The sequence below is a fragment of the Ochrobactrum soli genome (genome assembly GCF_003664555.1).
GTDB lineage: Bacteria > Pseudomonadota > Alphaproteobacteria > Rhizobiales > Rhizobiaceae > Brucella > Brucella teleogrylli.
This window is the reverse complement of sequence record NZ_RCHH01000001.1, coordinates 188,349-208,845: the sequence shown is the minus strand read 5'-3', so window position 1 is coordinate 208,845 and position 20,497 is coordinate 188,349. Positions and strand designations below refer to the sequence as shown.

Genomic DNA, 20,497 nt, shown 5'->3' with positions numbered 1-20,497 from the left:
AGGAATCTGACGGTACACATCCTCCTGTAAACTGATAAGCGAGACATTATCGTGCGGGACAATGATGCTTTTTCTCCATTCGGACGCAAGGCGATTGAAGCCAGCGCCAAGCAGGATTCGAAGCCGCAAGAACCGGTGGAACTCAGCCCTCTGGCGCGCAGCATAGCCGCGCAATATCAGCGGGACACGTTTTCGCCGCTCATGCTCAGCGGCGTCGTGCGTCTGGTTGAGTTCGGCCTCATCTTCCTGATGGGCATATTAAGCCTTGGCTATTATATCGGGCTTCAAAGCGATTATCTGCTCTATTACCCGCTGATCGTCATCGCTGGCGGCGTGCTTTATGTCGCCCTGATGGAAATCAACGACGGCTATCAGGTCAACATCCTCAGAAGTCCCACCCACCATTTGCGGCGGCTGATCATCAGTTGGGCGGCAACGCTCGGCACGCTTGCACTGGTTGGCTTTCTCTTCAAGGTCTCGGCGCATTTCTCGCGCGGCTGGTTCCTCATCTGGGCCGTCAGCACCATCGCCGTCATTCTGATATCCCGCCTTTTCATTGCCTGGAAAATCCGCCGCTGGGCACGCAATGGCACTATGGAACGCCGCGCCGTAATCGTTGGCGGCGGCCCCAATGCCGAAGCGCTGATCCGCTCTCTTGAGCAGCAGCCCGATAACGATATCCGTATTTGCGGTATTTTCGACGACCGCGACGACAAGCGCTCGCCGCCCGTGGTCGCCGGTTATCCCAAGCTCGGCAATATCAACGAACTGATCGAATTTGCGCGCATCGCGCATATCGATCTGCTGATCGTGTCGCTGCCGATCAGCGCGGAAGCGCGTGTCCTCGCCCTTCTCAAGAAGCTCTGGGTGCTGCCCGTCGATATTCGTCTGTCCGCGCTCAACAATCACCTGCGCTTCCGTCCGCGCTCTTATTCCTATGTTGGCTCGGTGCCGATGCTGGATATTTTCGACAAGCCGATCAACGACTGGGATTCGGTCGCAAAACGTATTTTCGACATCGCCTTCAGTCTCATTGGCATTGTGGTGCTGTCGCCGATCATGATTGGCGCCGCCATCGCCATCAAGCTCGACAGCAAGGGGCCGGTTTTCTTCAAGCAGAAGCGCCATGGCTTCAACAATGAAGTCATCAATGTCTGGAAGTTCCGCTCGATGTATACCGAGCAGTGTGACCCGACGGCGCGCAATGCGGTGACGAAGAACGATCCGCGCGTTACCCGCGTCGGACGCTTCATCCGCAAGACCTCCATCGACGAACTGCCGCAGTTCTTCAACGTCGTCGCCGGATCGCTATCGCTGGTCGGTCCGCGCCCCCATGCCGTGGCAGCGCATTCCAACAATCTTCTCTATAATGAAGTGGTCGATGGCTATTTCGCACGCCACCGCGTCAAGCCGGGCGTGACCGGCTGGGCCCAGATCAATGGCTGGCGCGGCGAGATCGACAATGAAGAGAAGATCATGATGCGCACTGAATACGACCTTTATTACATCGAAAACTGGTCGCTCTGGTTCGATCTCAAGATTCTTTTCCTGACACCCGTTCGCCTTCTCAACACGGAAAACGCTTATTGAGCCAGGCAGCGTCCATAGTTGCGCCGATGCGCAATTCAGCGCCCCCCCGGGGCGCGACGGCGCATCAACGCCGGGCGCTGGACCGCCTGATCGTCAACTTCGCAGTTGGGTTGGGCGTGTTTCTGCTGGGTTTCGTGCTGAGCGAACCTGCGCCTTATGAAGTTTATATGGCGGGGCTGATTGCAATTGCTCTGCTGTTCGGGCTTCGCCTGAGCCGAACCAACCTCGTTCTGCTGGCTATCCTCGCGGTCTTCAACTTTGGCGGGGTCTTGTCGACCTTGCAGATGGCCGACCTCAAAAACGCGCCGCTTTATATCGCCGTTTCGCTGTTCCTCGCCTTCACTTCGGTTTTCTTTGCCGCAATGATCGAGATGGATTACCGGCGGCTGCAAACGATCTTCAAGGCCTATCTGTTTGTCGGCCTGATAGCCGCCTTTCTCGGTATTGCGGGCTATCTCAGTCTATTCCCCGGTGCCGATCTCTTCACGCGCTACGGGCGAGCCAAAGGCGCATTTCAGGACCCGAACGTGTTCGGCCCATTTCTTATTCTGCCGTTGAGTTGGACAGTCTATCGCGTCCTCACCGGACGTGCGCGCGACATGCTGGTCTATCTGCCTGCTGCCGCCATCCTGACGCTCGGCGTGCTGTTCTCGTTTTCGCGCGCAGCCTGGGCGATGGTGCCCCTCGCCTGCATGGTAATCCTGCTTACCCTGTTCCTACAAACCAACAATAATCGCTTTCGCCTGCGCCTCCTCGTGCTGTCCTTGCTGGCGGTTGCCGCTGTGGTGATCGGGCTGCTGATCCTCATCGAAATCCCCGGCATCGGCGATTTCTTTCTGCAGCGCGCGCAACTCGAACAAAGCTATGACGCCGATCGTATGGGGCGCTTTGCCCGCCACTGGTATGGCATGGTGCTTGCCACCCAGCATCCGCTCGGCATCGGCCCGCTGGAGTTCGGTCCGATGTTCGGCGAAGACACGCATAACAACTGGCTCAAAGCCGCGCTCGATTATGGCTGGGTCGGCTTTGTGGCCTTCGTCACGCTGACATTCATGACGCTTGGCATCGGCTTTCGCCAGCTTTTCCGCAACAGGCCGTGGCAGCCTTATCTGCTCTGCGCTTATGCGACCTATCTGGGGCATGTGCTGATCGGCAATGTTATCGACACCGATCATTGGCGGCATTTCTATCTGCTGTTCGGGATCATCTGGGGTTGCGCCGGGCTTGAATATAAACACCGGCGTCAAAATTCCCGGCCCGTCGTCCGCCAGCCAGCACAAGCATAGGAGCCCGCTTGCAGTTCATCATCTATGCCGCCGCCGCAATCTGCGAAATCGCCGGTTGTTTTGCTTTCTGGGCGTGGCTGAAACTCGATAAATCGCCGCTCTGGCTCATTCCCGGTATGGCGTCGCTGGCGCTCTTCGCCTACTGCCTGACACTGATCGAGAGCGATACGGCGGGCCGCGCCTATGCGGCCTATGGCGGCATCTACATTGTCGCCTCCATTTTATGGATATGGATTGCCGAAGGCGCAAAGCCGGACCGTTGGGATATGACCGGCGCATGCGTGGCTCTGGCAGGCACCTGCATCATCCTGTTCGCCCCGCGAACATAAGCGATACTGGTAGTTTTCCAGATATCAATTGTGCGCATTTTGCCTTTTTGCCACTTTTAGGGCTTGCGGAAAATACCTTTGCATTCTAAGGCTTTCCCCGGCTCGGAGCGTAGCGCAGCCCGGTAGCGCACTTGACTGGGGGTCAAGGGGTCGTGGGTTCGAATCCCGCCGCTCCGACCATTTTCTTCCCCATATTGTTTTTTCTGAACAATCTCCGCTTTGCGGAGAGCGACAAACCGGTTTAACTCCACCATAAATCATGCGGAGGAGTTCGAGCTTGAAAAACGTCCTGATAACCGGCGGTAGCCGTGGCATTGGCAGAGCAACGGCATTGCGTTGCGCCGCGGACGGTTGGTCCATCGCCCTCAATTACGCCGGAAACACCTCGGCAGCAGCGGAAACTACCGACGGTCTGAAACGTGCAGGCGCCAAAGCCATTGCGCTGCAAGGCGATATTTCACACGAAGAAGACGTTATTTCCATTTACGACCGCGCGGAACAGGAATTGGGCAAGCTGCAAGGCGTTGTTTTGAATGCCGGTATCGTCGCGCAGACGATGCCGCTCGCCGAGATGAGCGCGGAACGTCTGCGCACCATGTTCGATGTCAATGTCTACGGCACCTATCTCTGCGCACGCGAAGCAGCGCGCCGCGTTCAACCGGGCGGTTCCATCGTCATCGTTTCCTCGATGGCGGCAAAGCTCGGCTCACCGTTCGAATATGTGGATTATGCAGGTGCCAAAGGCGCGCTCGACACGTTGACCATCGGCCTGTCGCGGGAGCTCGCACCGAAAGGCATCCGGGTCAATGCGGTTCGCCCCGGTTTGATCGAAACGGAAATCCACGCGAGCGGCGGCAATCCCGACCGGGCCAAAACGCTCGGTGCCGGAACCCCGATGGGACGCGCAGGAAAAGCCGAGGAAGTCGCGGAAGCAATCTATTGGTTGCTCAACGACGCCCCCAGCTACACGACCGCCTCGTTCATCGAGGTCGCAGGTGGGCGCTGACCGGAGTTACATGTCCCGGAGCTGATACGTCTCTGGAACATAGCGGTAGCCCGCACCGTCCTTCTCCAGATAAGCTACTGCCGGGAAGGGCATATGATAGCCGATGAAAGGCAGGCGCTCGACCGCCAGCATGTCGAAGACGCGCTTGCGCGTCGCGACGGCGGTCTCCTTGTCCACATCGAAAGCTACATGCCAATCGGGCCGTTGCAAGGTGATGACAAAATGATTGGCGGTGTCCGAAATCAGCACCAGTTGCTTGCCACCGGATTCGACGCGAAATATCAGATGGCCCGGCGTGTGACCGAAAGCTGCCAAGGCGTGAATGCCCGGGACGACTTCGCTTTTGTCCTCCAGAAAGGTGATCTTCTCGGCCAGCGGTTTCACATTCTTGCCGACAAGCTCGGCACCACCCTTCATCGGACTATCCAGTCGTGCGGGGTCGGTCCAGAAATCGAACTCCTTTTGTCCGGCTGCATAACGGGCATTGGCGAAGGCAGGCTTACCGCCTTCCATAAGGCCGCCAATGTGGTCACCATGAAAATGGCTAAGCACGACGAGCGAAACGTCAGAGGCCTTATAGCCTGATGCTTCCAGCGCACTGACAAGTTTGCCCTGCCCGTTTGCGCGCGCACCGGCACCCATGCCCGTGTCGAATAGGACGAGGTCCTTGCCAGTGTTGATGAGCACCGGCGTAAAGCTATTCACAAATCGGTCAGCAGGCAGCATGTTCGTTTCAAGCAGCGCAGCGACTTCCTTCGGGTCCTGATTGATCGCATAGGTTTTTTCAGGCGCCTCGCCTGCCCGGCGTCCATCAGACAATGTGGTGATTTCAAATTCACCGAGCTGGAAGCGATGGAAACCCGGATTTTCAACTTGCGACGGTTTTTGCACGTTTGAACTGCCCGTTTCGGCTGCTGCTTGGGCAAGGGCCAACGGCGAAAGCGCCATCCCCGCACCGGCAGCAGATGCTGCAACAATGAAATTACGTCTTGAGATGGTCATTGATCGATCTCCTGGCATAATTGTGAGTAAGAATGACAGGATAAACGAAAACAACAGCCGATCCACGACAGAAGCAATCAAGTTAATGTTGGTAGCAATTTCGTCATGCATCTTGCCACAGCACCAGCGAGACACTATCTATCTGGCGCGCGGGACGACCCGCGCCACTGTTTGCATAGGGGACGGCCCCATAGGAGCATCCTATGTTACGGCCAATCGAACCAACCAGCATCAAGCACATCGTCAGGTCCAGAAACACTGGCGGCCACTTGGCCAGCCTTGGCGGTTTCGCACGTTTCGCGTTTGTGAATTCAACGGAACCAATGACATCGGACTTTTGAGAAACTGATTCATCGAAACAGTTTAAGTCCTTGATTTTACCCATTTCCAAAAATGGAGCATACAAATGGCATGGGTCTATCTGGCTATCGCCGGCATTCTTGAGGTCGTCTGGGCATTCTTCATGAAAAAGTCGGAAGGCTTCTCTCTTCTGACACCCAGCATCATCACACTGGTCACGATGATCGGCAGCTTCCTGCTGCTTTCCATCGCCATGCGCAGCCTGCCGCTCGGCACGGCCTATGCGATCTGGACCGGCATCGGCGCAGTTGGCGCTTTCGTAGTCGGCATCTTCATTCTCGGGGAAACCGCAAGTTTCTTCCGCGTTGCAAGCGTTATGCTCATTCTCGCGGGCATCATCGGCCTGAAACTCTCGTCCAGCTGACGATATAAAAAAGGGAGGCCACGGCCTCCCTTTTGTCGATCCTAGCGAACCTGATCCAGCAATCGTTTGCATTCCAGAAGATCGAAAAGCGCTTCCTGCAAGAGCGAGCGGTTGTCCTTCGACGGACGCTTACCGTCCGCGCCAATGGGGCCGTCATCCTCGCCTTTCAGCAAGCCGAACAGCTTGCGTGACGGCTGCGGCGCCTTGATGCCACTCGGCAAGGCCATTTCATTGTCGGCAGCTTCTTCCGCTGCACGCTTGTCAGCCGCAGCCTGCTTCTGGCGCGAGATGACTTCGATGGCCTGCACATCGCCATTGCCCAGAGCAATGATAAACTGCGGATTGTTTTCGCGCAGCAGACGCTGCACGCCCTTGATCGTATAGCCTTGATCGTAGAGCAGATGGCGAATGCCCTTGAGCAGCTCAACATCGATTGGACGATAATAGCGGCGACCGCCGCCACGCTTCATCGGCTTGATCTGTGTAAAGCGCGTTTCCCAGAAACGCAGCACATGCTGGGGAAGATCAAGATCCTCCGCAACCTCACTGATCGTCCTGAATGCATCAGGGCTCTTGTCCATCCACCTGCCCTTTCCAGCAGCAACGGCCCGCTCACCGAGCGATCCGTATAGGCTTTGAAATCCACTTGCGGTCCGCACGATACACGGACAGTGACAATAAGGCGGAATGCCACCAGTTTTCAAAAACCGTGGCCTACTTATACTGTCCGAACGCCGATTGAAACCCGAGGCGTTTCACGCTGAAACTCTTTCCGAAAAGCCTGTGCGCTCCCGGATTCGAATATTAGCGAAATGATTCGTTCCACTATCTCCATTATATAATATCAGAGCTTTATGCGCATCCCTTCACATGGATGACGCTCAACAGCCAGCTTTTGACAGAGGAACAGCGGGGGCACATGGGGCGAGACAGCACCGCCTTCCGGCGAAGCAGGCCCTGTTCCGCGATGTGAGATGGATCAAGACGGCAGCGCAAAAGCAATCATCGTCTTGCCCCAGAACGCGCAAGCCGCCGCTTTTGCCACCTGATCTGGAAAACAAATGCCGCCCGAAGGAACTGGGGCGGCATCGATCTGGATTATTTGCTCTTGGTTTCGCGCTTCTGATGTTCCTGCAGAATGCGCTGCTTGAGAACATTGGAAGCCTTGAAGGTCATCACGCGTCGCGGAAGAATTGGTACTTCTTCGCCGGTCTTCGGATTGCGACCGATACGTTCGTTCTTGTCGCGGACCTGAAAAGTGGCAAATGACGACAGCTTCACTGTTTCGCCATTGACGATTGCGTCACAGACCTCATCGAGAATCATCTCGACCAAAGCCGCCGACTCCGTTCTGGAAAGACCGACCTTCCGGTAAACAGCCTCTGCCAGATCAGCCCGCGTGACCGTTTTACCTCCCATAACCGAACCCACCTGGTTAGCGTTTGAACAGATAATATCCTTACGTGACAGGACGTTACACAAATAAAAGCGGCTCGGTCAAGCCGCGAGTTCCCTCGCGGTGGATCAATTTTGTTGCTTTTCTTTTCCGATCCGATTCCGAACGTGACCCGACGCGCCTGTTTTGCGGCGATTGGCTTACCAGCGCAGCAAAACCGCACCCCAGGTAAATCCGCCGCCCATGGCTTCGAGAAGAACCAGATCGCCCTTCTTGATACGACCGTCGGCAACGGCTGTGGCCAGCGCCAGCGGCACCGATGCAGCCGAGGTGTTGCCGTGGCGGTCAACGGTGATGACGACCTTGTTCTCGGCGATATTCAGTTTCTTGGCCGAAGCATCGATGATGCGCTTATTGGCCTGATGCGGCACAAACCAGTCGATATCGTCTGCCGTAAGGCCCGTTTCCGCGAAGGAAGCTTCGATAACGTCGGTGATCATGCCGACAGCGTGCTTGAAGACCTCACGGCCTTCCATGCGCAAGTGGCCGACGGTCTGCGTCGTCGAAGGGCCGCCATCCACATAGAGCTTTTCCTTGTGGTTGCCGTCCGAGCGCAGATTTGCAGCCAGAACGCCACGGTCCGAGGTCAGGCCCTTGCCTTCGGCAGCTTCCAGCACAACAGCGCCAGCGCCATCACCAAACAGAACGCAGGTTGTGCGGTCGGTCCAGTCGAGAATGCGCGAGAAGGTTTCCGCACCAATGACCAAAACGCGCTCGGCCATGCCGCCGCGAATATAAAGGTCGGCGGTGGTGATCGCATAGATGAAGCCGCTGCAAACGGCCTGCATATCGAAAGCGAAACCGGAGGTAATGCCAAGCTCACGCTGGATTTCTACCGCACTCGCCGGGAACGTGTTGTTCGGCGTCGATGTGGCGACCAGCACAAGGTCGATATCGGATGGCTGCAGGCCTGCATTTTCGATGGCCGCGCGCGCGGCGGCTGCACCCAGCGAAACCGTGGTTTCGCCCTCACCCGCGATATGGCGTTGGCGAATGCCCGTGCGCTGCACGATCCATTCGTCCGAGGTCTCTATGACACCCTCAAAATCGGTGTTCTTCATGACCCGCTTCGGCAATGCCGAACCGATACCCCGCACGACAGATCGTATCATTTTTTATTCCTGTCCTCATAAGCGAACGGAACGGGGCTATTGCCCGCACCGTCGAAATCCGCGCCCATTCAGGGCAAATAATTACCTGGCCGCTTCGCCGCCTTCACTGGACGAAACATGCGGGTGACTGTGGTGAAAATGCGCCAGATCGGCTTCAATTTTCTGCAAAAGACGATTGCGCACCATGTCGTAGCCCACTTCGACTGCCGAGCAGAAGCCTTCGGCGCTCGCGCCGCCATGGCTCTTGATGACAATGCCGCTCAAGCCGAGGAACACGCCGCCATTGACCTTGTTCGGGTCCATCTTTTCGCGAAGGCGATCAAAAGCGCCCTTGGCAAAGACATAGCCGATCTTGGCCAGCAAAGTGCGGCTCATGGCCTGACGGAGCAATGTCGCCATCTGACGCGCCGTGCCTTCAGCGGCCTTCAGAGCGATATTGCCGGTGAAGCCTTCGGTCACCACGACATCGACGCTACCTTTGCCAATGTCGTTGCCTTCCACGAAGCCGGAATATTGCAGACCATCCAGCGGCGTATCGCGCAGGATCTGCCCGGCTTCCTTGATTTCATCGAGGCCCTTGACCTCTTCCGTGCCCACATTCAGCAGGCCGACCGTCGGCTTGCGCACTTCAAACAGCGCCCGCGCCATGCCAGCGCCCATGACGGCGTAATCGACCAGCTGACGCGCATCGGCCCCAATCGTCGCGCCAACGTCCAGCACGATGCTTTCACCGCGCAGCGTCGGCCAGATGCCCGCAAGCGCCGGACGTTCGACATCCGACATCATGCGCAGGCAGAATTTCGACATGGCCATGAGTGCACCGGTATTGCCCGCGGAAACGCAGGCATCGGCTTCACCCGTCTTCACCGCTTCAATGGCCTTCCACATCGTGGACTTGCCGCGCCCGTTGCGCAGCGCCTGGCTTGGCTTGTCGTCCATACCGATGGCGACTTCGCAGGCACGAAACTCGGATGCGGCCTGCAACTTCGGAAAGCGCGCCAGCACCGGTTCAACCTGTCCGGCCAGACCGAAAAAGATAAAACGCATGTCGGGGTGGCGCTCAAGCGCCTTTGCCGCGCCGGGGACGACCACTTCAGGACCGAAATCACCGCCCATCGCGTCAATCGATATTTTTACCACTCTTGATTATTCCTGTTCGATCCCTGCTCGCCCCCTGCTCCCGGGCCGCGCTCGGGGCGCGACAGGGCTTTCGGCGAAAATAGTGGTTTTGCGTTACCGTACAACAATATTCTGTCAAACGCGGCGCAAATCACCGTCAATTACGACTTGTCGCGCCATTCCGACAGCTTTGCAAAGGGCGAAACAGGCTTGTCACCCTCATCACCGGCATCGCCAAAGACCTGAGGTTCTGCTTCGTCAGGCAAACCGGGTTTGCGCGGATAAGGATCGATAGCCAGTTCGAAGAACTCTTCGGCAACCGCGCCCACATCGATCCGGTCGCCGACAAAGGTTTCCGGGCTATCGGCACCGTCTGCATCCAGCATCATTTCACCGCTTTCGTCGAGTTGAACCCGGGCCAGACGCGAATTTTCCGGCACGAAGATCGTATCGACTTCTTCCGCAATCACATTGGTCAGCGGCTCCAGCGTGGTGACACAAGCCTGCACGATTTCCGCATCGATGCGACCGCGCACACGAATGCCGTCTTTTTTCCACGGCGTCAGCAGAAATTCAGCCGAGAACGCGTTCACCGCCTCAAGCGCATGGCTGGCGGCAAGCGCGGCGCGTTCTTTCTCATCGGTGCCGATTGTCACTGTCACGCCCTTCTGGGGCAGGTGCAGAACCGGAACGGGATAGGTCAGCGCCGGCTTGTCAGTCATTTTGTTTTGCCTCTTCAGTATTATCATGCGTCAGCGCGAGCGCTGGATCTTCGGCATCCATAAAGGAAATCTCGCCAGCCACCAGAGTGCTGTCGTCGATTGCGCGCAACCGGTCGCGACAACGCAGAACATATTCGCCTAAATGGCGAGCTTGTGGCCAAAATTCCAGATCAGGCCGAATATTTCGCGTCAGCGCGGCTGCTAGCGCTTCCGCATCGTCGGTGTCTAGCGCCGCGCCGTAGGTGGCGACCCGGCCATAAAACATGCGGGCAAGTTTTTTCATGCGTTTTGGAACACCCTGATCGCCGATTCCCAACTCGCGCAGCGAGTGGTCGACATCCTTGAAAAACTCGTCGGCCACCTCCTGGGCAAGCGCCATCAGAGCCGGATTGTCGCCGCGCATCCGGTGCAGTGTCAGGAAAATATGCACCGACAACATCTCATACCGGCCAAGTGGCGTATCCGGCACATGAAATTGTGCATAAAACCGTTTTTGCCGCGCCGCTGCCACGATCGCCTCGTAAACGCGAAGCACGATAGCCTCATTGGCCTTCGATTTGCGGCGGAAAAGTTGGAGAATCATCCCTGTACGACCGTTCCAGTTGCATATAGAAGCAAGGTGGTTTACCGAAGTTCTCCCGACGGCGAAAGTGCCGCGCTGATAATAGAATTATGGAGAGGTCTTTGTTGCAGCGGATTTTCTCAACTGTGCGTTCCGGCGCATCAACAGGCGCACGCAAGCAGCGTGCTCTTCTGGCTGGTACGGCAATTCTGTTTTCGGCCGCCCTCGCCGGATGCAACACCGCGTCCACGCTGAACCCGTCCGAGACGCTGACGGAAGGCTATGTGCTGGATCAGCAGGCGCTTGATTCGGTGCCGGTCGGCTCCAGCCGCGAGCAGGTGCTGCTGGCGCTTGGCACGCCGTCGACCACCGCGACCTTCGACAACGAAGTGTTCTATTACATTTCGCAGAAGCGCCATCGCATGGCTCAGTTCATGAAGCCGAAGCTGGTTGATCGCCAGATTCTCGCAATCTATTTCGACAAGGACGGCAAGGTTCAGAATATCGCCAATTACGGCATGCAGGACGGCAAGCTGTTCGATTTCGTATCGCGCACCACGCCAACCGGCGGCAAGGACCAGACCTTCTTGGGCCAGGTTATCCAGGGCGTTTCCAAAGCTCCGACCTCCGTGCCCGGAGCGGGAGCAGGCGGACCGGGCGGCAGCTGATCGCCGCAATATCTTATCCAAAGGAAAACCCGCCTCTCGGCGGGTTTTCTGTTTTCAGGATTTGAAAACGGATCAAGCCATATGCGCCAGCACTGCAAGCAGCAGAAGCGCCACGATATTGGTGATCTTGATCGCCGGATTGACCGCGGGACCGGCAGTATCCTTGTACGGATCGCCAACCGTATCGCCCGTCACCGACGCTTTATGCGCTTCCGAACCCTTGAGGTGCTTCACGCCATCGGCGTCGGTAAAGCCGTCTTCGAAGCTCTTCTTGGCATTGTCCCATGCACCCCCACCGGAGGTCATGGAAATGGCCACGAACAGCCCATTGACGATGACGCCGAGCAGCGACGCGCCAAGCGCTGCGAAGGCCGCCGCCTTGGAGCCCGAAATCAGCAGCACGCCGAAATAGACGACGAGCGGCGCCAGCACCGGCAGAAGCGACGGAATGATCATTTCGCGGATTGCCGCTTTGGTCAGAAGATCGACCGCGCGGGCATAATCCGGGCGTTCCTTGCCGGTCATAATGCCCGGCTTTTCCTTGAACTGGCGACGAACCTCCTGCACCACGGCCCCGCCTGCGCGACCCACAGCCGTCATGGCCATACCGCCGAACAGATAAGGGATAAGGCCGCCGAAGATCAGACCTGCCACCACATAGGGGTTGGACAGATCGAACGAAACCGGCCCCATATCCGCAAAGTACGGATAGGTCTGGCCGTTGGCAGCGAAGTAAGCAAGGTCGTTGGAATAGGCTGCGAACAGCACCAGAGCGCCCAAGCCCGCTGAACCGATGGCATAGCCCTTGGTCACGGCCTTGGTCGTGTTGCCGACCGCATCCAGCGCATCGGTGGACTTGCGCACGTCCGGGTCGAGACCGGCCATTTCCGCAATACCACCGGCGTTGTCAGTTACCGGTCCGAAGGCATCGAGCGCCACGATCATCCCGGCAATGCCCAGCATGGCCGTGACCGCAATAGCCGTGCCGAAGAGACCGGCAAGCTGATAGGTGCTGATGATGCCGCCAACAATCACGATGGCAGGCAAGGCGGTTGATTCCAGCGAAACGGCAAGGCCCTGAATGACATTTGTGCCATGCCCCGTCACGGAAGCCTGTGCGATGGAATTGACGGGACGCTTGTTGGTGCCTGTATAATATTCGGTAATCACCACGATCAGACCCGTCACGATCAGACCGATCAGCCCGCAGATGAAGAGATTGGTGCCGGTGATGCTCTTTCCGGCCACAGTGCCGATTTCGCCCCAGCCAATCGTCAGCGTGTTGGCCACACCAAGCCCGATGATGGACAAGAGGCCCGTCACGATCAGGCCTTTATAGAGCGCGCCCATGATGGAGCCGTTGACGCCAAGCTTGACGAAGAACGTGCCTGCTATCGAGGTGATCACGCAGGCTCCGCAGATCATCAGCGGATAGAGCATGACGCTCGACAACACGTCCGAACCATTGAAGAAGATCGCGCCCAGAACCATGGTGGCGACCACGGTAACGGCGTAGGTCTCGAACAGATCGGCCGCCATACCGGCGCAATCGCCGACATTATCGCCGACATTATCGGCGATGGTTGCCGGATTGCGCGGATCATCTTCCGGAATACCGGCTTCCACCTTGCCGACGAGATCACCGCCGACATCCGCACCCTTGGTGAAGATGCCGCCGCCGAGACGCGCGAAGATCGAAATCAGCGACGCGCCAAAGCCGAGCGCCACCAGTGCATCGATAACCGTGCGGTCGGCAGGTGCATAGCCCAGCCAGACAGTGAGAATGAAATAATAAACGGAGACACCAAGCAGAGCGAGACCAGCCACCAGAAGGCCGGTAACGGCACCGGACTTGAAAGCCATTTCAAGCCCGCCTGCCAGACTCAAGGAAGCGGCCTGCGCTGTGCGCACATTGGCGCGCACTGAAACATGCATCCCGATAAAGCCTGTGACGCCGGACAGGATTGCGCCGATCAGAAAGCCGATGGCGGCGCTCAGCGACAGCAAATACCATGCGGCGAGGAACACGACGATTCCGACAATCGCAATCGTGGAATATTGTCGTGTAAGATAGGCCGACGCACCCTCGCGGATGGCGCCAGCGATTTCCTGCATACGCGGTGTTCCCTGATCGGCCGCCAGGATCGAACGGATCGACCAGAAGGCGAAAAGAACGGAAACCACGCCGCAGGCAATAACGAGAAGTAAAACTGCCACTCCCATTTGCATAAAGGCCAACTCCTATTGAGTTTGCGCCGGCTACCGTCAGCTTGACCTCAGATAACATCCGTTTACTCGGCAATTAACGGCAGGCATATGCGCATGAAGGCCCGAAAACCCCTCCCCGGGCCGATTAGAGCGGCATGGAAAGTGCTTGAAGCCACCACTTCGTACCGGGCTTCAACGGTATAGTTTCATCAGGAACTTAACGCCTTGAAATCAAATAATTACAAAGTTCCCTTGCAGTCGAGCATTCTCAATGCCGCATGACCAACATGCGAAACGGTTTAACAAACGTCAAGACGTTCTTTGCCAGCATACAATGAAAGAAGGGCTGTGATTTCTCACAGCCCTTCTTGCTTTTATCAATCTCTAAAACCGCTCTTAGTGGCGCGGCTTGGTCCCACGGCTTTCACCGCGAATAACGAAGGCAAGGCGGTCGAGCACGGCATTGACGAGCTTCGGCTCGTCTTCGGTGTAGAAAGCCTTGGCGATATCGACATATTCCGAGACAATGACGGCGGTCGGCACATCGTTGCGCGAGGTCAGCTCCCATGCACCGGCGCGCAAGATCGCGCGCAGCGTGGAATCGAGACGCGACAGCGGCCAGTCCTCGGTCAATGCCTGATGGATCATCGGATCAAGCTTGAGCTGGCTGTCGACAACACCGGCGACGATGGCGCGGAACCATTGCGGATCGGCATCGAGATATTGCGTACCATCCACTTCCTTGCCGAGGCGGAAGGCTTCGTATTCTGCGACCACTTCCATCACGCCCGTACCGGCAACGTCCATCTGGTAGAGCGCCTGCACGGCTGCAAGCCGGGCAACGCCACGCTTGTTCGCCGTACGCGGCAGGTTTGGTGTCGGGCGACCTTCTGCGGAAGAACTCATAATATTCACGCTCCGAACTTCTTGCGCAGATCAATCATGGTCAGTGCGGCGCGGGCAGCAAAACCGCCCTTGTCCTTGTCTTCACGACGCGCGCGCACCCATGCCTGTTCGTCATTCTCGACGGTCAGAATGCCGTTGCCGATGGCAAGGCTTTCTTCAACGGCCAAATCGGTCAGCGCACGGCAGGATTCGTTTGCAACGATGTCGAAATGATAGGTCTCACCACGGATCACCGTGCCCAGCGCGACATAACCGTCATATTCGGTGCCGTCATTGTCGGCGCCATCGAGGGCAAAGGAAATGGTGGCCGGAATTTCCAGCGCGCCCGGTACGGTCACGACGTCATAGGTGGCGCCCGCATCGTCCAGAGCCGCCTTTGCGCCATCAAGAAGTGCATCGGCAAGATCGTCGTAGAAACGTGCTTCAACAATAAGCAAATGCGGCGCGCGCGCCTCGTGATCGGACATGAGAAACTCCATGACAAATTTTGCGGACCGCAAGACCTGCGGTCAACGCTTAAATCGGGATATGCTTTTACAGCCTGGAATTTTAGGCTGTAAGCCTATTTCCGATATTGCGCAAGCCTTGCCGCATAGCGTGCGAGCTGGTCGATCTCGATATTCACCTTGTCACCCGCTTTTCGCTGACCCCAGGTTGTCACTTCCAGCGAATGGCGGATGAGCAAAACGTCAAATTCATTACCGTTCACACCGTTGACCGTCAGCGACGTGCCATCGAGCGCGACCGAACCCTTCTGGGCGATGAATGGCGCAAGTTCTTCCGGCGCACGCAGGGTGAAGCGCACCGCGTCGCCCTCATCCTTGCGTGCAACGATTTCCGCCTGTCCATCGACATGGCCGGAAACCAGATGCCCGCCCATTTCGTCGCCGAGCTTCAGCGAGCGTTCCAGATTGATATTGGTTCCATTTTCCCACGTGGAGATGGTGGTCAGGCGCAGGGCTTCTTCCCATGCTTCCACTTCAAACCAGCGGGCATTGGTGCCCTTTTCCGGCAGCGCAACGACGGTCAGGCAAACACCGGAACACGCAATCGATGCGCCAAGCTCGATGGTTTCGGGATCGTAGACGGTCTCGATACGCAGCAACACGCCTTCATTCAGCGGCTTGATCCGGTCAACTTTGCCGATATCGGTAATAATGCCTGTAAACATCAAGACTTCCTTACATATTCCGCATAAGCATCGTCACCGAAACGCGCCTGCCTGAGAATTTTGAATTCTTCTGCGATATGGGTTTCAAGGCCCGGCACGGCAACCCCATCGGCAGCACCAATTTCAATCGGTGAGCGGAAGGTAATCAGGCGGTCAACCAGCTTTTCTTCCAGAAAGCTCTTGGCCACACCCGCGCCGCCTTCCACGAGAACGGAACCAATACCCTGCGCGGCAAGGTCGTCCATCAATTCCGGCAAGGCGATCCGGCAATCATGCGCCTCGGTTGCCAGAATGCGGCACCCCGCCGCCTTCAGTTCGTACCGCCGTTCCGGCGATGCATCGTCTGCACAGGCAATCCAAAGCGGCTGCGCATCCGCCGAGTGAACCAGCTTCGAAGCCAATGGCAACCGCAAACCACCGTCGAGCACGACGCGGATGGGCGAGCGCTGTTCAAGCCCCGGCAGGCGGCAGTTCAAAACCGGATCGTCTACAAGCGCCGTTTCGATACCAATCAGGATAATATCAGTTTGCGACCGTAAGATGTGGGATTGGGCGCGCGACACCTGGCCGGTAATCGGCACCTGCCCCTCGCCCTTTTTTCCGATCATGCCATCTGCGGAAAGTGCAAGTTTCAGAATCACTTCCGGGCGTTTCCTGGAAGAACGATTCAGGTAGCCAGCGAGATCATCGGCTGCCTTTTCGGCGAGGATGCCCGGCTCCACTTCAATACCCGCTTCGCGCAGGATGGCGAAGCCCTTTCCGCTGACCCGATCATCCGGATCGGTGGCCGCGACGACAACGCGGGCCACACCGGCACGCACCAGCGCTTCAGCGCAAGGCGGCGTGCGACCATGATGGGCGCATGGTTCCAGCGTCACATAGGCCGTTGCGCCTCGCGCCGCCTCGCCTGCATCGGCAAGCGCCTGCGGCTCGGAATGCGGCCTGCCGCCCAGTGCGGTCACGCCGCGTCCGACGATGACGCCATCCTTGACGATCAGCGTGCCGACGGATGGATTGGTGCCCGTCAGCCCCTTGTGACGACGGGCATAACGGATTGTCGCTTCCATGAAGCGGATATCGTCCGAAGTTACGTCGGAATGCGGAAATTCCAGTGCAGTCATGCCTATCTATCCAGATCGTCCTCGGTATCGGGAGCTGCCAGTTCATCGATCACATTATGGAAATCGACGGCCTTGCTGAAATTGCGATAGACCGATGCAAACCGGATATAGGCAATATCATCCACACCCTTCAGCGCATCCATCGCCAGACGACCGATCTCGTCGGATGTCACCTCCGCCTCCCCCGAGCTTTCAAGCTGGCGAACAATTCCGGAAATCGCACGTTCGATACGCTCGCTGTCGACTTCGCGCTTGCGCAGCGCCACTTCGATGGAGCGGGTCAGCTTGTCACGATCGAAAGGCACACGGCGTCCGCTTTTCTTCACGACCATCAGGTCGCGAAGCTGGACACGTTCGAATGTGGTGAAGCGCCCGCCGCAAACCGAGCAGACACGACGCCGGCGAATGACCGCACCATCCTCCGCAGGACGGGAATCCTTCACTTGCGTATCTTCAGATTGGCAATAGGGACAACGCATGGAACTCTTTCACTCACTCTTCGAAGACTGATTCCTACAGATCATAGCTGATCTGCGCCAATCAACCTACCGAATGCGACACACCGGGTATGACGGGCAAAAAAGCCCCGCTCAACAGGGTTGAACGGGGCTTTTGAAATTCAGACGATCAGGTTTACCCCTGATAGCCATACATCGGGAAACGGTCGGTCAAAGCAACGACCTTATCCTTCACAGCCTGTTCGACGGCGGCATTGCCTTCATCGGAATTAGCGACCTTCAAACCGTCGAGAACTTCGGCAATCAGCGAGCCGATTTCCTTGAATTCGGTTACGCCGAAACCGCGCGTGGTGCCGGCTGGTGTGCCGAGACGAACGCCGGAGGTGACAAACGGCTTTTCAGGGTCGAACGGAATACCGTTCTTGTTGCAGGTGATGTTGGCGCGACCGAGAGCGGCTTCCGCACGCTTGCCGGTTGCGTTCTTAGGACGCAGATCAACCAGCATCAGATGGTTATCGGTGCCGCCGGAAACGATATCGAGGCCATGCGACTTCAGTTCTTCCGAAAGTGCGCGCGCATTGTCGACGACGTTTTTGGCATAGAGCTTGAATTCTGGCTTCAGCGCTTCACCGAAGGCAACAGCCTTACCGGCGATAACATGCATAAGCGGACCGCCCTGAAGACCGGGGAACACAGCCGAGTTGATCTTCTTGGCAATGTCCGCATCGTTGGTCAGAATCATGCCGCCACGCGGGCCGCGCAGAGACTTGTGCGTCGTCGTCGTGCAGACATGGGCATGCGGGATCGGCGACGGATGCTGGCCACCGGCAACCAGACCGGCAATATGCGCCATATCGACCATGAGATAAGCGCCAACTTCATCGGCGATCTCGCGGAAACGCTTCCAGTCCCAGATGCGCGAATAAGCGGTGCCGCCAGCGAGAATCAGCTTCGGCTTGTTTTCGCGGGCAAGGCGAGCCACTTCGTCCATGTCGAGCAGATGGTCGTCCTGACGGACGCCATAGGACACGACATTGAACCACTTGCCAGACATGTTGACCGGCGAACCATGCGTCAGGTGACCACCCGAATTGAGATCGAGACCCATGAAGGTGTCGCCCGGCTGCAGCAGAGCCAGGAACACGGCCTGATTCATCTGGCTACCGGAATTCGGCTGAACATTGGCGAATTCGCAGCCGAAGAGCTTCTTGGCGCGTTCGATTGCCAGTTCTTCCACCACGTCCACATACTGGCAGCCACCATAATAGCGCTTACCCGGATATCCTTCGGCATATTTGTTGGTGAGGATGGAGCCCTGCGCTTCGAGAACAGCCCGCGAAACGATGTTTTCCGAGGCGATCAGCTCGATTTCATGGCGCTGACGACCGAGTTCGTTGCGAATTGCACCGAAAATTTCGGAATCGATGTCCTCGAGGCTTGCATTGAAGAAAGCGTCGGAAAACGCATTCTTGGCGGCGGCGTTGGCTTGAGACATTTTCACACCCTCCGGGTCAGCCGGTAAAAGCTATTGGATGAGGCGCATTATCACACTTGAATGCCCAAGGCCAATGGCCGCAAAGCGAAAAGCATGTTCCAAAATGCGGCAAACCGATTTGATATCGGTTTAACAACTAAAAAAGCCGCCCCGAATATTCGAGGCGGCTCTTTTTCAGTCGGAAATATCGAAAAATCAGGTGTCTGTACCAAGCGCCAGCGAGGCTGCGCCGTCCATCTTGTAAATGTCGTCGCGGAACTGCACGACACCATCACCCGTCGACCAGGCCGAAATGTACACGAAGTGCAGCGGCACGGGATCGGCGACCTGAATAGGCGTGTTGTTGCCCGTACGGATCGTTTCTTCGATGTTCTGGCGATCCCAGCCAGCGGTGTTCTTCAAGAGCCAGACGTCCAGATCGCGAACATTCTGCACGCGCACGCAGCCCGACGAGTCGAAACGCATGAGCTTGTTGAAATAGCTCTTCTGCGGCGTGTCGTGCATATAGACGGCATACTGGTTGTGGAAGTTGATCTTGGTCGAGGACATGGCGTTGATCTTGCCCGGGTCCTGACGGAACATCAGCTTCACGGCGTCGTCCGTGTTCCAGTCGATGCTTTCCGGCGGAACTTCCTGACCGGCCTGATTGTAGAGCCGGATCTTGTTCTTCGCCAGATATTGCGGGTCCTTCCGCATCAGCGGAATGATGTCCTTCTGGATGATGGACTTCGGCGCCGTCCAGTAAGGATTGAGAATGACTTCATGAATCTTCGAATTAAGGATTGGCGTCTGGCGGTCGATCTTGCCCACAACGGCGGTGTGGCGCTGCATGACGCTGCCATTTTCAACGGCTTCAATCCGCGCAGCCGGGATATTCACCATCACGAAACGCTGTTCCTGCATACCGGCGCTGACCAGCGGCGAAAGACGCTGCAAGTTGGTCTGGAGCTGGCCGAGGCGCGTATTCACGTCTACATTCATCGCGGCATAGGTGAACTGGCCCATCACGCCGTCTGCCGGCAGACCATGACGCGACTGGAAGCGCTTCACTGCGGCATCAACATAGGTGTCGAAGGCGTTGGAAAGACCAGCGCCCTGCGGCAGATCGCCAGAGACCATGAGGCGCTTGCGCAGATACTGGACCGACTGGTCATTCACGCCAAGCTGAAGCTTTGCATTGCCCGGAACGGTCGGCCAACCGCCGCGACCGGCAATATCGCTATATTGTGCAATGGCATTTTGAAGATTGCCGACAGTCTGCTGGCTCAGAACTGGCTGGTTGGTCGCAACCTTCTGGCCGCCTGTCGCGCGCGCATCGAACTGGTCATCCCAGTTACCGCGCCGCGGCGACGCGAGCACATCGTTAAAAGCCTGCTGTGCAAAGGACGACGTCGCAAAAGCCGAGGCTGCCACGGAAAGGCCAGCTGTTGCAGCACCGCGCAGGAAGCGGCGGCGGTCCACTTTGAAAGCTTCGGCATTCTTGTCAGTTTTGGTCATTTGCTTGGTCCCAAAAAGGCGCGCCGCTCATAAGGTCAATGTCGGCGGCAGTCGTCCGAGAATAT

Annotated in this window: 21 protein-coding genes and 1 tRNA gene; 7 read left to right on the top strand and 15 right to left on the bottom strand. The window is 57.3% G+C overall.

The window, feature by feature from the left end; genetic code table 11:
• Nucleotides 1-51 precede the first annotated feature (51 nt).
• From D8666_RS01025 to D8666_RS01005, 5 genes are all read left to right on the top strand, one after another.
• Nucleotides 52-1,590 (top strand): undecaprenyl-phosphate glucose phosphotransferase, encoded by a 1,539-nt coding sequence (locus D8666_RS01025; RefSeq protein ID WP_121535748.1) that lies wholly within the window; start codon nt 52-54, stop codon nt 1,588-1,590.
• A 26-nt stretch (nt 1,591-1,616) separates the two neighbouring features.
• Nucleotides 1,617-2,876 carry an O-antigen ligase family protein gene (locus D8666_RS01020; RefSeq protein ID WP_121536290.1) on the top strand — a complete coding sequence of 420 codons (1,260 nt, stop codon included), beginning with the start codon at nt 1,617-1,619 and terminating at the stop codon, nt 2,874-2,876.
• Nucleotides 2,877-2,884: 8 nt separating this feature from the next.
• Nucleotides 2,885-3,205 carry a YnfA family protein gene (locus D8666_RS01015; RefSeq protein ID WP_121535745.1) on the top strand — a complete coding sequence of 107 codons (321 nt, stop codon included), beginning with the start codon at nt 2,885-2,887 and terminating at the stop codon, nt 3,203-3,205.
• Between the two features lie 103 nt (nt 3,206-3,308).
• Nucleotides 3,309-3,385 (top strand) — tRNA-Pro (locus D8666_RS01010).
• A gap of 97 nt (nt 3,386-3,482) precedes the next feature.
• Entirely contained in the window at nt 3,483-4,211 is a 729-nt protein-coding gene (locus D8666_RS01005; RefSeq protein WP_121535742.1) for an SDR family oxidoreductase, read from the top strand.
• Between the two features lie 6 nt (nt 4,212-4,217).
• On the opposite strand, the gene D8666_RS01000 is transcribed toward D8666_RS01005, so the two are convergent.
• Nucleotides 4,218-5,213 carry an MBL fold metallo-hydrolase gene (locus D8666_RS01000; protein WP_121535739.1) on the bottom strand — a complete coding sequence of 332 codons (996 nt, stop codon included), beginning with the start codon at nt 5,211-5,213 and terminating at the stop codon, nt 4,218-4,220.
• A gap of 406 nt (nt 5,214-5,619) precedes the next feature.
• On the opposite strand from D8666_RS01000, the gene sugE reads away from it, so the two are divergent.
• Nucleotides 5,620-5,937, top strand: coding sequence for a quaternary ammonium compound efflux SMR transporter SugE (sugE, locus tag D8666_RS00995; RefSeq protein ID WP_109368740.1), 318 nt, complete (start codon nt 5,620-5,622; stop codon nt 5,935-5,937).
• A gap of 41 nt (nt 5,938-5,978) precedes the next feature.
• Here the strand turns inward: sugE and D8666_RS00990 are convergent, their stop codons facing one another.
• From D8666_RS00990 to D8666_RS00965, 6 genes are all read right to left on the bottom strand, one after another.
• Nucleotides 5,979-6,518 carry a MerR family transcriptional regulator gene (locus D8666_RS00990; RefSeq protein ID WP_109368739.1) on the bottom strand — a complete coding sequence of 180 codons (540 nt, stop codon included), beginning with the start codon at nt 6,516-6,518 and terminating at the stop codon, nt 5,979-5,981.
• A 517-nt stretch (nt 6,519-7,035) separates the two neighbouring features.
• Nucleotides 7,036-7,356 carry an integration host factor subunit alpha gene (locus D8666_RS00985; protein WP_078340512.1) on the bottom strand — a complete coding sequence of 107 codons (321 nt, stop codon included), beginning with the start codon at nt 7,354-7,356 and terminating at the stop codon, nt 7,036-7,038.
• Nucleotides 7,357-7,533: 177 nt separating this feature from the next.
• Nucleotides 7,534-8,505 carry a beta-ketoacyl-ACP synthase III gene (locus D8666_RS00980; RefSeq protein WP_121535736.1) on the bottom strand — a complete coding sequence of 324 codons (972 nt, stop codon included), beginning with the start codon at nt 8,503-8,505 and terminating at the stop codon, nt 7,534-7,536.
• Between the two features lie 81 nt (nt 8,506-8,586).
• On the bottom strand, nt 8,587-9,645 hold the full coding sequence (gene plsX / locus D8666_RS00975; protein ID WP_109368737.1) for a phosphate acyltransferase PlsX: 1,059 nt from the start codon (nt 9,643-9,645) through the stop codon (nt 8,587-8,589).
• A 140-nt stretch (nt 9,646-9,785) separates the two neighbouring features.
• Nucleotides 9,786-10,346, bottom strand: a complete 561-nt coding sequence (locus D8666_RS00970) for a YceD family protein (protein ID WP_121535733.1) — start codon at nt 10,344-10,346, stop codon at nt 9,786-9,788.
• Complete coding sequence (locus tag D8666_RS00965) at nt 10,339-10,929, bottom strand: ubiquinol-cytochrome C chaperone family protein (RefSeq protein ID WP_109368735.1); 591 nt, start codon at nt 10,927-10,929, stop codon at nt 10,339-10,341. Before D8666_RS00965 ends, D8666_RS00970 begins: the two co-directional genes overlap by 8 nt.
• 89 nt (nt 10,930-11,018) lie before the next feature.
• On the opposite strand from D8666_RS00965, the gene D8666_RS00960 reads away from it, so the two are divergent.
• The gene (locus D8666_RS00960; RefSeq protein WP_109368734.1) at nt 11,019-11,576 is read left to right on the top strand and encodes an outer membrane protein assembly factor BamE; all 558 of its coding nucleotides are present in this window, start codon (nt 11,019-11,021) and stop codon (nt 11,574-11,576) included.
• Between the two features lie 72 nt (nt 11,577-11,648).
• Here the strand turns inward: D8666_RS00960 and D8666_RS00955 are convergent, their stop codons facing one another.
• The 8 genes from D8666_RS00955 to D8666_RS00920 form a co-directional block, all read right to left on the bottom strand.
• Nucleotides 11,649-13,805: a sodium-translocating pyrophosphatase gene (locus D8666_RS00955; RefSeq protein ID WP_121535730.1), complete on the bottom strand. Its 2,157-nt coding sequence runs from the start codon at nt 13,803-13,805 to the stop codon at nt 11,649-11,651.
• 375 nt (nt 13,806-14,180) lie between these two features.
• Nucleotides 14,181-14,690 carry a transcription antitermination factor NusB gene (gene nusB / locus D8666_RS00950; protein WP_109368732.1) on the bottom strand — a complete coding sequence of 170 codons (510 nt, stop codon included), beginning with the start codon at nt 14,688-14,690 and terminating at the stop codon, nt 14,181-14,183.
• Between the two features lie 5 nt (nt 14,691-14,695).
• Nucleotides 14,696-15,157 (bottom strand): 6,7-dimethyl-8-ribityllumazine synthase, encoded by a 462-nt coding sequence (locus D8666_RS00945; RefSeq protein ID WP_109370205.1) that lies wholly within the window; start codon nt 15,155-15,157, stop codon nt 14,696-14,698.
• 95 nt (nt 15,158-15,252) lie between these two features.
• Nucleotides 15,253-15,861, bottom strand: a complete 609-nt coding sequence (locus D8666_RS00940; RefSeq protein ID WP_109368731.1) for a riboflavin synthase — start codon at nt 15,859-15,861, stop codon at nt 15,253-15,255.
• Nucleotides 15,861-16,982 (bottom strand): bifunctional diaminohydroxyphosphoribosylaminopyrimidine deaminase/5-amino-6-(5-phosphoribosylamino)uracil reductase RibD, encoded by a 1,122-nt coding sequence (gene ribD, locus D8666_RS00935; RefSeq protein WP_121535727.1) that lies wholly within the window; start codon nt 16,980-16,982, stop codon nt 15,861-15,863. Before ribD ends, D8666_RS00940 begins: the two co-directional genes overlap by 1 nt.
• Before the next feature lie 2 nt (nt 16,983-16,984).
• Nucleotides 16,985-17,461 (bottom strand): transcriptional regulator NrdR, encoded by a 477-nt coding sequence (gene nrdR, locus D8666_RS00930; protein ID WP_109368729.1) that lies wholly within the window; start codon nt 17,459-17,461, stop codon nt 16,985-16,987.
• Between the two features lie 154 nt (nt 17,462-17,615).
• On the bottom strand, nt 17,616-18,935 hold the full coding sequence (gene glyA / locus D8666_RS00925; protein ID WP_109368728.1) for a serine hydroxymethyltransferase: 1,320 nt from the start codon (nt 18,933-18,935) through the stop codon (nt 17,616-17,618).
• Between the two features lie 195 nt (nt 18,936-19,130).
• Nucleotides 19,131-20,432 (bottom strand): L,D-transpeptidase family protein, encoded by a 1,302-nt coding sequence (locus tag D8666_RS00920; protein ID WP_109368727.1) that lies wholly within the window; start codon nt 20,430-20,432, stop codon nt 19,131-19,133.
• Nucleotides 20,433-20,497: the final 65 nt, after the last annotated feature.

What these genes read in the sequence shown, in the direction of transcription:
- D8666_RS00960 (WP_109368734.1), top strand. Translation starts at nt 11,019, where the DNA reads ATGGAGAGGTCTTTGTTGCAGCGGATTTTCTCAACTGTGCGTTCCGGC.
- sugE (WP_109368740.1), top strand. Translation starts at nt 5,620, where the DNA reads ATGGCATGGGTCTATCTGGCTATCGCCGGCATTCTTGAGGTCGTCTGG.
- D8666_RS00970 (WP_121535733.1), bottom strand. Translation starts at nt 10,346, where the DNA reads ATGACTGACAAGCCGGCGCTGACCTATCCCGTTCCGGTTCTGCACCTG.
- D8666_RS01000 (WP_121535739.1), bottom strand. Translation starts at nt 5,213, where the DNA reads ATGACCATCTCAAGACGTAATTTCATTGTTGCAGCATCTGCTGCCGGT.
- D8666_RS00990 (WP_109368739.1), bottom strand. Translation starts at nt 6,518, where the DNA reads ATGGACAAGAGCCCTGATGCATTCAGGACGATCAGTGAGGTTGCGGAG.
- D8666_RS00940 (WP_109368731.1), bottom strand. Translation starts at nt 15,861, where the DNA reads ATGTTTACAGGCATTATTACCGATATCGGCAAAGTTGACCGGATCAAG.
- nrdR (WP_109368729.1), bottom strand. Translation starts at nt 17,461, where the DNA reads ATGCGTTGTCCCTATTGCCAATCTGAAGATACGCAAGTGAAGGATTCC.
- D8666_RS01020 (WP_121536290.1), top strand. Translation starts at nt 1,617, where the DNA reads ATGCGCAATTCAGCGCCCCCCCGGGGCGCGACGGCGCATCAACGCCGG.
- D8666_RS00965 (WP_109368735.1), bottom strand. Translation starts at nt 10,929, where the DNA reads ATGATTCTCCAACTTTTCCGCCGCAAATCGAAGGCCAATGAGGCTATC.
- D8666_RS00980 (WP_121535736.1), bottom strand. Translation starts at nt 8,505, where the DNA reads ATGATACGATCTGTCGTGCGGGGTATCGGTTCGGCATTGCCGAAGCGG.
- D8666_RS00945 (WP_109370205.1), bottom strand. Translation starts at nt 15,157, where the DNA reads ATGTCCGATCACGAGGCGCGCGCGCCGCATTTGCTTATTGTTGAAGCA.
- D8666_RS00985 (WP_078340512.1), bottom strand. Translation starts at nt 7,356, where the DNA reads ATGGGAGGTAAAACGGTCACGCGGGCTGATCTGGCAGAGGCTGTTTAC.
- glyA (WP_109368728.1), bottom strand. Translation starts at nt 18,935, where the DNA reads ATGTCTCAAGCCAACGCCGCCGCCAAGAATGCGTTTTCCGACGCTTTC.
- ribD (WP_121535727.1), bottom strand. Translation starts at nt 16,982, where the DNA reads ATGACTGCACTGGAATTTCCGCATTCCGACGTAACTTCGGACGATATC.
- D8666_RS00955 (WP_121535730.1), bottom strand. Translation starts at nt 13,805, where the DNA reads ATGCAAATGGGAGTGGCAGTTTTACTTCTCGTTATTGCCTGCGGCGTG.
- nusB (WP_109368732.1), bottom strand. Translation starts at nt 14,690, where the DNA reads ATGAGTTCTTCCGCAGAAGGTCGCCCGACACCAAACCTGCCGCGTACG.
- D8666_RS00920 (WP_109368727.1), bottom strand. Translation starts at nt 20,432, where the DNA reads ATGACCAAAACTGACAAGAATGCCGAAGCTTTCAAAGTGGACCGCCGC.